Source organism: Flavobacterium sp. KACC 22758, from assembly GCF_028736135.1.
Classification (GTDB): domain Bacteria; phylum Bacteroidota; class Bacteroidia; order Flavobacteriales; family Flavobacteriaceae; genus Flavobacterium; species Flavobacterium johnsoniae.
Window position 1 is genome coordinate 4,797,686 of sequence record NZ_CP117878.1, and the last position, 13,220, is coordinate 4,810,905.

Genomic DNA, 13,220 nt, shown 5'->3' on the forward strand with positions numbered 1-13,220 from the left:
ACTATTTTTAATTGTTCTAAATTAAATTTATATATTTGCAAAAAAATTAAAAACCAACAAAAGTTATGATTACAAAAAGCCTTTATCTTTCAGCCATTATGGCTTTAACTTGCAGTCTTGGATTCAGTCAGGACAAAAAACAACAAGACATAAAATCAATCAAATCTATGTGCGGTTGTTATGAAGTAAAGTTTAATTTCACAGAAACATTTTCATATCCTAAAGATTCTCTTACATACAAACCATCTGAAACAAAACATGAATCGGCTTTAGAATGGGTAGAGCTATTAGAAGATACTCCAAATAAAATCTCAATGCAGCATTTATTAATTGTAAGTGATGATATGATCATTAAACACTGGAGACAAGACTGGTTATATGAAAACACAGATTTATATTCGTTTGATAAAGGAAATTCTTGGAAATATAAAAAATTAGACAAAAAAGCGGTTAAAGGTCAATGGACTCAAAAGGTATATCAGGTAGACGACAGTCCAAGATATGAAGGATCTTCAACTTGGGTACATGTAGACGGACAGGATTACTGGGCTAACGTTGCAGATGCTCCGCTTCCAAGAAGAGAGCAGACAAAACGTAACGATTATAACGTATTAAAAAGAAGAAACATTCACGAAATAACTGCAACAGGATGGAATCATGAGCAGGATAATGATAAACTTGTTCGTGACGATGCTGGTAAAGATGTTTTATTAGCTCAGGAAAAAGGATTTGATGTTTATACTAAAGTTCCGGATATCAAATGTATCGCTGCTCAAAAATGGTGGAAAGAAAATAATGCTCTATGGAAAAACGTTCGTGACAAATGGCAGACTCTTTTTGACAGACATCAGGATTTGAATTTAGAAGCTAAAGTTGACAGAAAAGCACTTTACTCTTTATTGTTTGATTTAAAACCAAACGCTGCAAAAGCAGAATCTGATGCGATCATCAATAAATTCGTAAAATAAAATATTTGTGTTAGTTATAAAAAAGCCGGTAGTTTAAAAACTGCCGGCTTTTTTTATTAATTAAAAAACCGTCTTGAGAGACGGTTTGTTCCTTATTATTTTTACTAAAAGGGTTACTAATTCAAAATAGTTAAAAATGAATATAAGGAGGTATCTTTAAATTCAGCTATTCACTCAATTATACATCTATCTTTTATCTCTGCAGCAGCAATTTAACTAAAAAACCTTGCCCATAAATGCATTTCACAAAATGCTAAAATTCATTTAAAAAAAACTAAAACAATGCCTAATCTTAAATAAAGCAGGAAAATTAATACAATTAAAAAACTCTTCCTACAAAAATTACGCTTTTAACTTAAAAATTAACTTCTACAACGTTATAGAACTGTATTACGTCTAAATTATCTATAGAAAAATTAAACAAAAAAAGCCGAGAGTTTTAAAAAACTATCGGCTTTTAAATTTTCATTATTATTAAGTTTCTTACATTCTTTCCGGAACTTCAATTCCTAATAAGCTAAATGCTGATTTTATGACTTCGGCAACCTTTTGAGAAAGCTGCACTCTGAAAATTTTCTTTGTTAAGTCTGCTTCACCTAAAATATGAACAGATTGATAAAATGAATTATACTCTTTTACCAAATCGTAAGTGTAATTTGCAATTAATGCCGGGCTGTGATTTTGTGCCGCATTTTGAATTACTTCAGGGAAAAGTTCGATTTGTTTTACCAATTCTTTTTCTTTTTCGTGCAGTTCTTCAATTTCAATTTTATTAGAAAAATCAAAATCGGCTTTACGAATAATGGATTGGATTCTTGCATAAGTATATTGAATAAAAGGTCCTGTATTTCCAGCAAAATCTACAGATTCTTCCGGATTAAACAAAATACGTTTTTTAGGATCAACTTTTAAAATATAATACTTTAAAGCACCAAGCCCAATTGTTTTATACAATTTTGCTTTTTCATCTGCCGAATAGCTGTCTAATTTCCCTAAGTCTTCAGCAATTTGTTTAGCTGTATCGGTCATATCCTGCATCAAATCATCGGCATCAACAACAGTTCCTTCACGGCTTTTCATTTTTCCTGAAGGCAAATCAACCATTCCGTATGATAAATGATATAAACTTGAAGCCCAGTCAAAACCAAGTTTTTTCAGGATTAGAAATAATACTTTAAAATGATAATCCTGTTCGTTACCTACAGTGTAAACCATTCCGCCTACATCTGGCATATCTTTTACACGCTGAATTGCTGTCCCAATATCCTGAGTCATATAAACTGCAGTTCCATCAGAACGTAATACAATTTTACGATCCAGACCTTCATCTGTCAAATCAATCCAAACTGAACCGTCAGGATCTTTTTCGAATACTCCTTTATCAAGACCAACCTGAACTACATCTTTACCTAATAAATAAGTATTGCTTTCATAGTAGTATTTATCAAAATTAACTCCAAGATTTGTGTAAGTTGCTGCAAAACCATCATAAACCCATTGGTTCATTTTTTTCCAAAGTGCTATAACTTCTTCATCACCTGCCTCCCATTTTTTAAGCATTTCTTGTGCTTCAATAATAATTGGAGCCTGTTTTTTAGCTTCTTCTTCGGTTTTACCCGCTTCAATTAATTGATTAATTTCTGTCTTATAAGCTTTATCAAATTCCACATAATATTTACCAACTAACTTATCACCTTTTAAATCTGAACTTTCAGGAGTTTCTCCGTTTCCAAATTTTTCCCAGGCCAGCATCGATTTACAGATATGAATACCACGGTCATTGATAATTTGGGTTTTGTATACTTTTTTGCCAGAAGCTTTTAGAATTTCTGCAACAGAATATCCTAACAAGTTGTTACGAACGTGACCTAAGTGTAATGGTTTATTGGTATTTGGTGAAGAATATTCAACCATTACTGCTTTTTCTTCTGGATTTGGAGATAAAAAGCCAAACTGCTTTTGATCTTTTATTCCGTTAAAGAAATCTACATAATAACTGTCTGAAATTACAATATTCAAAAAACCTGAAACTACATTAAAGCGGGCAACTTCAGAAACATTCTCTACCAGATAAGTTCCTATTTTATTTCCCAGTTCTGCCGGATTGCTTTTAATAACTTTCAACAAAGGAAAAATTACCATTGTAATATCGCCTTCAAACTCTTTTCTAGTAGTCTGAAACTCGATTTTATCGACAGAAACGTCAAATAATACTTGTATTGCTTTTTGTATAGAAGGTGTAAGAATTTGTGATAATGACATGTAAACTTATTTTAAAGTGAGCAAAGATACTGCTTATTCGTCAATTAGAGAAAATGAAAAACATATAAAATAACATATTTCTCTCAGAATTTCTTAAAAAACGTTTTGAGTTGAATGTTAAAATTATCAAAAAACCAAAACGTTAATCTCTTACAAAACAGCGGTTCACAAAAAAATAATCTTTTTTTTCATTTTTTTATGTAACATAACGTTCACATATGAGTCTTAATAAGAGCTTCAAATTAAATTGAAGGAAAAAATCAAAAAACAAAAAAACAATAATCATCATCATCAATCAAATCAAAATAATCAAGTAAAAGTTATGAAACTAAAATTTTTTCTGTTTGCAATATTGGGGATAATTGCAACAGCACAAGCTCAAAACTCGGGATCGGTCTCGGGAAAAATTGTAGAAAAATCTAATAATGCGCCTATTTCTTACGCAACTGTTTCTCTTAAAGAAAACGGAAAAGTAGTGACAGGCGTTAACACAGATGACAATGGAGATTTTACTTTTAAAAATTTAGCTCTAAAAAGCTACACAATAGAAATTCAATATATTGGTTTTAGAAAATATGTTGGTTCTGTATTTTTAAATGACAATAAAAAAACAGCAACAGTAAATGTTTCTCTTGAAGAAGAAGCAACGCAGTTAAAAGGAGTAAATATTGTTGCAGAACGTTCTACAATAGAACAAAAAATCGACAGAAAAGTAGTCAACGTTGGTAAAGACTTAACAACAGCCGGAGCTTCAGCATCAGATATTATGAACAATATTCCGTCTGTAAACGTAGATCAGGATGGAAAACTTTCGCTTCGCGGAAATGACAATGTTCGTGTATTGATCGATGGGCGTCCATCAAATATTGATCCTGCACAGTTGTTGAAACAAATTCCATCAACTTCTATCAAAAAAATTGAGTTGATTACAAATCCAAGTGCAAAATATAACCCAGAGGGAATGTCTGGAATTATCAATATCATTTTACACAAAAATGCTAATACTGGTTTTAACGGAAGTTACAGCGGCGGTATTACTTTTGGAGAAACTGCAAAATACAACCAGTCTTTAGATTTGAATTATAAAACCGGAAAAGTGAATTTCTTTGGAAATGCCGGCAATAACTTTGGAACTTATTTCAACAATGGAAATATTCAAAGACTAGATCAGGATGTAGTGCAAAAATTAAAAATTTCAAATGACAATGATAATTATTTGTACAAAGTAGGTATGGATTATTTAATCAACGATCACAATACTTTATCTTTTTACACTAATCAAAATAAATCTTCTGGAACTGGTATTGTAAATACCGATATTGATTATAACAACGGTGATCCGAATATTAAAAACATTTATCAAAAATCAAGATATCAGGGGCCTAACCAAACCGGAACTTATAATTTAGCATACAAACACATCTTTAAAAAAGAAGGACATACGCTGGATTTTGAAGGAAATTATAGTAAAACTTCAGAAAGTCAAGATGCAAACTTTGACACACAAACAACAAATCCTGCAAATGCAGTAAATAATGTAATTTACAACGATTATATTCATGAAAGCAGAAAATTAGGAACTTTTAACGTTGACTATGTCAATCCATTAAACGATAAAACAACACTTGAAGCAGGAGCTGAAGCAAGAATCACACGAACAGACAACGATTATAATACAAGCAATCCTTCTGTTCCAACTGCTGAACAAATTTCTAATTACAAATACGATACTGATATTTATTCTGCTTACGTAACTTTGGGCCAGAAATACAAAAAATTCAGCTATCAGTTAGGAGCTCGTTTTGAGAGCTATAAAGTTGCTGCGAACTTAAACAGCGGTCAAAGTAAATTTGATGATGATTATATTACATTATATCCATCAGCTTATTTGACATATAATTTGAATGAGAAAAACGTTTTACAATTAAGTTACAGCCGTCGTGTAGACCGTCCGAGTTTAGAGCAGACAAAACCTATTCGTGAGTTTTCTACTCCATTAGTAACTTCATACGGAAATCCTGAGTTAAGGCCTCAGTTTACCAATTCGGTTGAAGTAAATTATACTAAAACTCTTGAAAAAGGAAGTATTACCGCAGGAGTATTTGTAAGAAGTATTAACGATCAAATCAGCAGAACTTTAAGCCCGGATCCAAATGATGCTTCTGGATATAAACAAATTTTAAGTTTTGCAAATTACGATCACAATAGTGCTTATGGTTTTGATGTTTCTCTTAACTATAAACTTACAAAATGGTGGGATATTCAGCCAGCAATTGATTTCTCCAGCATTAAACAGGAAGGTGTTGTATTTCAGTTTGATCCGGCAACAAACACAAGTTCACCGTTTCAACGCAGTGTTACAACTTCTGCATTTAATGCTCGTATGAACTCAAACTTCAAACCAACAAAACGCTTAAGCTTTTTATTATTTGGTTTTTACAGAGGTCCGATTGATGAGATTCAGCAGAAAAGAAACGAAATGTACAAAATTGATATTGGTTCACGCTATACTTTGTTAGACAACAAAATGAATATCAGCGTACGTTTTAACGACGTTTTCAATACAATGAAATTCTCATTTGACGGTATTTATCCTTATCCTCAAACTGGCCAGTTTACATGGGAAAGCCAAACTGTTTATTTAGGCTTAACTTACAACTTTGGAGGAGCTAAAATTAAAAAATTAGAACGTAAACAAAGAGAAGACAACACGAATCAAGGTGGCGGCGGTATGTTCTAACTACCACCCTATTAGATGATATTTTAATAATTTTGAATAATTTTCTTGTAGAAAAGCCTGGAGTATGCCAACTCCAGGCTTTTTTTTTATTTTATAAACTAAAGAAAATTTTTCAGTTCTTTTACTTCTTCGGGATTTGCAGTTTCTGAATTGTTTGTTATGGCCGATGAATGGTAAAAAGTCAAATCTAATTTTTCCTGTAATAACTTAATATTTGAGGATCGCAAACCTCCTCCGGGCATTATTTCAATTCTATTTTTAGCAAGTTCTTGTATTCGTTCTAAAGCTAAAATACCTTCTTCTACATTTACTGCCTGACCTGAAGTTAAAATAGTTTTAAATCCGCAGTTGATAACATCTTCAAGAGATTTTTCTACATTTTTAACCACATCAAAAGCGCGGTGAAAAGTACAAGGAAGCGGATGCGCCAGATGCACTAATTCTTTGTTTTGTCTTTTATTAATATTGCCGCTGTCTTTTAAAATTCCAAAAACAAAACCATCAACTCCAAGTTTTTTATACTGTTTAATATCCTGTTTCATTTCGGTAAGTTCTTCATCCGAATAAACAAAATCACCGCCTCGAGGCCTGATGATAACATGCATTTTTATATTTAAACTTTCACGGACTTTTACCACCAAAATAGAATTTGGCGTTGTACCGCCTAGTTTCATATTTTCGCACAGCTCGATTCTATCTGCGCCGTTCTCTTGCGCAATTATCGCCGACTCGTAATTAAAACAAGCTATTTCAAGTTGATTTTTTTTCATTGTAAATTATTTAAAAGGGGCTTTGACTTTCCTCAGCCTGACAAATGTTTTCAGAAATCTCAACACGAGTGTCACCCTGAGCGAAGTCGAAGGCTAATTTACTACTAAACCTCCTTTTTATAAAAATTTTTATGACTTGTTTTATTTAAACATTCTGCTAACTTTTTCAAATCCTCCCATTTATCATTAATTATCGCTTCTTTCTTTTTCCTGCTCCAGCCCTTTACTTGCTTTTCAAACGCAATTGCTTGATGGACATCATTAAATTCGGCATAGAAAACTAATTCCAAAGGTCTTTTATTAAAAAGTATAATATTCTTTATTTATTCCGGAATTATGTTCGTTTAATCTTCTTTCAATATTATTTGTAAATCCGGTATAGTAACTATTATCAGAACATTTTAGTATATAAACATAATATCGTTTCATTTATTTAAAATTTTAAACCTCAAATAAAAGTAAGAAAAATATTTCTTTTAATATTAAAATCTATTAACCGTTGTTTGTCAGGCTGAGCGAAGTCGAAGCCCCGTTCCAATGAGAACGCCCTAAATTCAAAACTACTTTTATAAAAATATACGATTTAATAGTATTGCTGCCAATCAGGACGTGGGCTTCGACTTCGCTCAGCCTGACAAGTCTTTGAATCCAGACCAAGGAAGCCTTAGACTTTCTCTAAACAAAACGATATAAAAAAACCTGCTCCAAACGAAGCAGGTTTTAAATATAATGTAAGATGAATTAATTTACCATTTAATAATAGCACTTGCCCAAGTAAATCCACTTCCAAAGGCCGCTAAAACTACAGTATCTCCAGATTTGATTTTTCCTTGTTCCCAAGCTTCAGTCAGAGCAATTGGAATGGATGCTGCCGTTGTATTTCCGTATTTCTGGATATTATTGTGAACCTGATCATCTGTCAGTTTAAATTTATTTTGAATGAATTGCGAAATTCTCAAGTTAGCCTGATGTGGAATCAGCATATCGATGTCTGAAACCTGAAGTCCATTTGCTTCTAAGCCTTCATTAATTACCTCTGCAAAACGAACAACTGCATTTTTAAATACAAACTGACCATTCATGTAAGGATAATAGCTTTCGTCATTTGGGTCATTATCAGCAAGAATATCTGTTACCCAGCGCGCTCCCATTCCCGGTGCCTGCAAAGCCAATTCTTCGGCGTGCTGCCCTTCTGAATGTAAATGTGTTGACAAGATACCTTTTGTTACATCTTCTTCACGGCTTAGAACAGCTGCTCCGGCTCCGTCTCCAAAAATTACTGAAACGCCTCGCCCGCGGGTAGTCATATCTAAACCAGTTGAGTGAACCTCAGAACCAATTACCAAAATGTTTTTATACATTCCCGTTTTAATATATTGATCTGCAACAGAAATTGCATAAACAAAACCAGAACATTGATTTCTAACATCTAATGCTCCAACCGTTTTTAATCCTAAATCACGCTGTACTAAAACTCCAGGTCCTGGAAAATAGTAATCTGGACTTAATGTAGCAAAAACTACAAAATCAATATCTTCTTTGGCTACGCCAGAACGTTCTATTGCAATTTTAGCCGCTTTTACTCCCATAGAAGTTGTAGTGTCTTCTCCGCGAATAATATGTCTTCTTTCCTGAATCCCGGTTCTTTCCTGAATCCATTCGTCATTGGTATCCATTATCTTAGACAAATCATCGTTTGTTACAACATTTGAAGGAACATAATATCCTAAGCCTGCTATTTTTGAATGATACATATTGTATTGTTATTTGTTAAAAATTTAGAATGCAAATTTAAGTATAGTTTAAAACATTAGAGTACAAATTACTATTTTTTTCGTTATTAGCAATTTAATATACTTTAATTATCAGACTATTTAAAAACATTTACTTTTTGAAAAAACAGTTTTTAAACCAAAACATTGAAGAAAAACGAAAATTACAATTTAGGACAGTAAAAACTCCTTTAAAAAAAACAAACCCGACAATTTATACCTGTCGGGTTATTTTTTATAAATAATTCAAGCCAAGAAAAATTTCCTGTTCGAGCGGAAGATCAATTTCGCTTTCGAAGAATATTAATTGTCTTTTATAAACAGTTTCAATTAAATAATGACTTCCTCTAAAATAAGTTCTTCTAATTTTTACCGGAAGTTTTGACTCTGCAACCATTTTAAACTGATGCGGATATACCAAAGTTTTATGTGTTTCATCTTCATAAGGAAGCAGTAAATGTGTTGCAACTTCATTTACTTCTCCAAACAACGAAGCAACATATTTTGTCTGAGGATCTTCGTAAATTTTTGAAGGATCTCCTTTAACAACAATTTCACCATGACGCATTACGATAGCTTCATCTGCAAACGACAAAGCATCAGTGCTGTCATGTGTGGCAATAATACACGTAATCTCTTTTTGTTTTAGATATTTGAATAAATTTCTGCGCAGAGCATTTTTACGGAAAGCATCAATCTGGCTGAAAGGTTCATCCAGCAGAATAACTTCTGGTTCAAGAGCCAAAACTCTAACCAGTGCTACTCGCTGCTGCTGTCCGCCGCTCAAAAATTTAGCTTTTACATTTGAAAACTGGTCCATCTCGACCATTTCCAATAACTCCTGAACGCGAAGTTTTTTCATATTGGCAAATCCATTCGAAAGAAACTTTCCAACGTTTTCAGCAACAGTTTCGTAAGGAGACAAATCGAAATCCTGCGCCAGATATTTCATATAAGGCATCCCCGGTATCAAATTGTATTTTGGTCCCAGAATAGGTTTTTCGTTATAAAATATTTTTCCTTCATCTAAATCGAACAAACCGTACATAAGCTTTAAAAGCGTACTTTTTCCACAACCGCTTTCACCAATAATGGCAATATTCTCGCCTTTATTGATCGTAAAAGAAACATTATTTATAACTGGTTTGTCAGTATACGAAAAAGATATATTTTGAATATCAAGCATGTGTTGTAATTAGAGAGGTCAAATTTACGATGTTTAATTACTAAAGTCAAAAAAAAGCTGCTTCAATTATGAAACAGCTTTTTTTATATTTTATTTTATCTGAAAATTATTTTCCAGCTTCAGCTTTTGCGTCGTTAACCATTTTGTCATTTGCTGTAATTGAGAATTCAACACGACGGTTTTGAGCTCTTCCTTCTGGAGTATCATTTGTTGCAATAGGATCAGCAATACCTAAACCTGAAGTTTTAAAACGGCTTGACTTTAATCCTTTTGAAACTAAATAAGCCTGCACAGATGCAGCTCTTTGTCCAGAAAGTGTTAAGTTATATTCTGGTTTTCCTGTATTATCTGTGTAACCAAAAATCTGAATATCAGTATCTCCATATTCATTAAATACAGGAACTAATTTATCTAAGTTAGCTTTTGCAGTAGGTGTTAAAGTTGATTTGTTAGTATCAAAACGAACAGAATTTTCATTTAAAGTTAAATGAATCCCTTCACCTACTCTTTCTACAGAAGCACCTGGTAAAGCCTGGTCGATCTCACGAGCCTGTTTATCCATTTTGTTTCCAATAAGAGCACCAGTTCCACCACCAACAGCAGCACCAATTGCAGCTCCTAACGCAGCGTTTCCGCCTTTCCCTAAATTATTTCCTAAAACAGCACCAATTACACCACCGGCAACAGCACCAATTCCAGCTCCTTTTTGCGTGTTATTTGCATTTTTTACTGAATCACAGCTTGTAAAAAAACTAGTGAATATAAATAAAGCACTTAAGCTTAAAACAGTTATCTTTTTCATATTTTTCTTTTTTAAATATTAATTAGCTCTTTGAAATTGGTAAACAACATCTTTTACTTGTCCGCCAACATTGATGTTGTCAATTAACTGAAAAGAACTTTCAGTTACACCTGCAACTTTAAGCAGATAACCATCTCTTACTTTCTTAGCTTTTTCACCAGCATCAAGAATTTTAAGAATAAACATTCCCTGATTGTTAATACTCCACACAATTGGCGAAGAAAATGAAGTACAGCTTGGTGAAGTTAAAGCCATAGTACCTTTATTATTATTTGAAATAAAACTCCAGGTACTGCCAATAAAACATTTAGAATCTGCAAGATCAAATGAATTTACTTTGATATAATCTGAACCTGGATAAGACACATTTGTAAGCACCCAGTTTCCTTTAAGAGCAACCTGAGTTGGTCGGTCAAGCTTTTTTGAAAGCGTTGTGTCTGTTGAAGCTGTGGACGAAGCAGATTTGCACGCAAAAAACATTGCGGCAATCATGCACATTAAGATACTCTTCTTCATTTTATACAATTTTTTAAGATTATTATTTTGCCTTTTTAACAATTATTGTACCACAAATATACGATTCATTAAGAGAATTCCCGTTTTAGAATCTATTTATTTTCTTTCAAAATTAACATTTACGCCAATTTGTCACCTTAAAAAAAATGGTATTTTATTTGACTAAATGAAAATCATCAAGTTAAATTCAAAAAATAAAAAAATATGACAACAGGTAAAATTAATGTTTCGGTAGAAAACATCTTTCCCTTAATCAAAAAGTTCTTATACAGCGACCACGAAATCTTTTTACGTGAGCTGGTTTCAAACGGAACAGACGCTACTTTAAAGTTAAAACACCTTATCAGCATTGGCGAAGCTAAAGTTGAATACGGAAATCCAATTATCGAAATCAAAATTGATAAAGAAGGTAAAAAAATCCATATTATCGATCAAGGTTTAGGTATGACGGCTGATGAAGTAGAAAAATACATTAATCAGGTTGCTTTTTCCGGAGCCGAAGAATTCCTAGACAAATACAAAGATTCTGCTAAAGATTCAGGAATTATTGGACATTTTGGTCTTGGTTTTTATTCTGCTTTTATGGTTGCAGAAAAAGTAGAAATCATCACAAAATCATACAAAGATGAGCCAGCTGCACACTGGACTTGTGACGGAAGCCCTGAATTTACTTTAGAACCGGCTGACAAAACTTCACGTGGTACAGAAATCATTCTTCATATTGCTGAAGATTCTTTAGAATTCTTAGAAGATTCTAAAATTTCTGGCTTATTAAACAAGTACAACAAGTTTATGCCCATTCCAATTAAATTTGGAACAAGAACTGAAACTCTTCCAAAACCAGAAGATGCTCCGGAAGATTACGTTAATGAAACTGTTGAAATTGACAACATCATTAACAACCCAAATCCGGCATGGACAAAACAGCCTTCTGAATTATCTGACGAAGATTACAAAAACTTCTACAGAGAATTGTATCCAATGCAATTTGAAGAGCCGTTATTTCACATTCATTTAAATGTAGATTATCCGTTTAACTTAACTGGAATTTTGTATTTCCCTAAATTGGGTACAGATATGCAGATCCAGAAAGATAAAATTCAATTGTACCAAAACCAGGTTTACGTTACAGACAATGTAGAAGGAATTGTACCTGAATTTTTGACAATGTTAAAAGGTGTAATTGATTCTCCGGATATTCCGTTAAACGTTTCTCGTTCTGGCTTGCAGGCAGACGGCGCTGTTAAGAAAATTTCAAACTACATTACTCGTAAAGTAGCTGATAAACTGAAATCTTTATTTAACGAAAACCGTGCTGATTTTGAAGCAAAATGGAACGATATTAAAATCGTTTTAGAATACGGAATGCTTTCTGAAGAGAAATTCTACGAAAAAGCCGGTGCATTTGTTTTATACCCAACGGTAGACGATACTTATTTCACATTAGATGAATTGAAAGAAAAACTAAAAGAAAACCAAACTGATAAAGATGGTAAACTTGTAGTTCTTTATGCTGGAAACAAAGATGCTCAGCACTCTTATATTGAAGCTGCAAAAGATAAAGGATACGAAGTATTGCTCTTAGATTCGCCGATTATTTCGCACTTAATTCAGAAAATCGAAAATGATAACAGCGGATTAACTTTTGTTCGTGTAGATTCTGACCATATTGATAACTTAATCAAAAAAGAAGAAAATACAATTTCAAAATTATCTGATGACGAAAAAGCAGCTTTAAAAACTTCATTAGAAGCTTACATTCCAAAAGCTTACAGCGTTCAGCTAGAAGCTATGGATTCTCAGGCAGCGCCATTCATTATTACGCAGCCAGAATTTATGCGAAGAATGAAAGAAATGAGCCAGACTGGCGGTGGCGGAATGTTTGGAATGGGTAATATGCCGGAGATGTACAATTTGGTTGTAAATACTAACTCAGATTTAGCATCGAGCATTTTAAATACCGAAGACAAAACACACCAAGAGCATTTAGTAAAACAAGCTTTAGATTTAGCTAAATTATCTCAAAACTTATTAAAAGGCGAAGCGTTAACGGCTTTCGTAAAAAGAAGTTTTGAAATGATTAAATAATCTTTGATATAGAATATTTCTTAAATCCTGCAAATTAGCTTTTGCAGGATTTTTTATTTTTACAATATTAACAAAAAGATAATTCACTAAAAAACAAGTATTTGTACGCACTCTAA

Annotated in this window: 9 protein-coding genes and 1 pseudogene; 3 read left to right on the plus strand and 7 right to left on the minus strand. The window is 32.8% G+C overall.

The window, feature by feature from the left end; genetic code table 11:
* Positions 1–65: 65 nt before the first annotated feature.
* The gene (locus PQ462_RS20265) at positions 66–968 is read left to right on the plus strand and encodes a DUF6607 family protein (RefSeq protein ID WP_274251345.1); all 903 of its coding nucleotides are present in this window, start codon (positions 66–68) and stop codon (positions 966–968) included.
* A gap of 483 nt (positions 969–1,451) precedes the next feature.
* On the opposite strand, the gene argS is transcribed toward PQ462_RS20265, so the two are convergent.
* Complete coding sequence (gene argS, locus PQ462_RS20270) at positions 1,452–3,230, minus strand: arginine--tRNA ligase (RefSeq protein ID WP_274251346.1); 1,779 nt, start codon at positions 3,228–3,230, stop codon at positions 1,452–1,454.
* 322 nt (positions 3,231–3,552) lie between these two features.
* Between argS and PQ462_RS20275 the strand changes: the two genes are divergently transcribed.
* The gene (locus PQ462_RS20275) at positions 3,553–5,970 is read left to right on the plus strand and encodes a TonB-dependent receptor domain-containing protein (protein ID WP_274251347.1); all 2,418 of its coding nucleotides are present in this window, start codon (positions 3,553–3,555) and stop codon (positions 5,968–5,970) included.
* 98 nt (positions 5,971–6,068) lie between these two features.
* On the opposite strand, the gene PQ462_RS20280 is transcribed toward PQ462_RS20275, so the two are convergent.
* The 6 genes and pseudogenes from PQ462_RS20280 to PQ462_RS20305 all read right to left on the minus strand — a co-directional run bounded on the left by PQ462_RS20280 (position 6,069) and on the right by PQ462_RS20305 (position 11,016).
* Positions 6,069–6,740 (minus strand): copper homeostasis protein CutC, encoded by a 672-nt coding sequence (locus tag PQ462_RS20280; protein ID WP_012022359.1) that lies wholly within the window; start codon positions 6,738–6,740, stop codon positions 6,069–6,071.
* Positions 6,741–6,844: 104 nt separating this feature from the next.
* Positions 6,845–7,169: pseudogene (locus PQ462_RS20285) on the minus strand (GIY-YIG nuclease family protein).
* Between the two features lie 317 nt (positions 7,170–7,486).
* Positions 7,487–8,494: a 3-oxoacyl-ACP synthase III family protein gene (locus PQ462_RS20290; RefSeq protein WP_073408971.1), complete on the minus strand. Its 1,008-nt coding sequence runs from the start codon at positions 8,492–8,494 to the stop codon at positions 7,487–7,489.
* A gap of 253 nt (positions 8,495–8,747) precedes the next feature.
* Positions 8,748–9,698, minus strand: coding sequence for an ABC transporter ATP-binding protein (locus PQ462_RS20295; protein WP_012022363.1), 951 nt, complete (start codon positions 9,696–9,698; stop codon positions 8,748–8,750).
* A 106-nt stretch (positions 9,699–9,804) separates the two neighbouring features.
* Positions 9,805–10,500, minus strand: coding sequence for an OmpA family protein (locus PQ462_RS20300; RefSeq protein ID WP_012022364.1), 696 nt, complete (start codon positions 10,498–10,500; stop codon positions 9,805–9,807).
* Positions 10,501–10,518: 18 nt separating this feature from the next.
* Positions 10,519–11,016 (minus strand): lipocalin family protein, encoded by a 498-nt coding sequence (locus PQ462_RS20305; protein WP_012022365.1) that lies wholly within the window; start codon positions 11,014–11,016, stop codon positions 10,519–10,521.
* Positions 11,017–11,220: 204 nt separating this feature from the next.
* On the opposite strand from PQ462_RS20305, the gene htpG reads away from it, so the two are divergent.
* Entirely contained in the window at positions 11,221–13,104 is a 1,884-nt protein-coding gene (htpG, locus tag PQ462_RS20310) for a molecular chaperone HtpG (protein WP_274251348.1), read from the plus strand.
* Positions 13,105–13,220 lie beyond the last annotated feature (116 nt).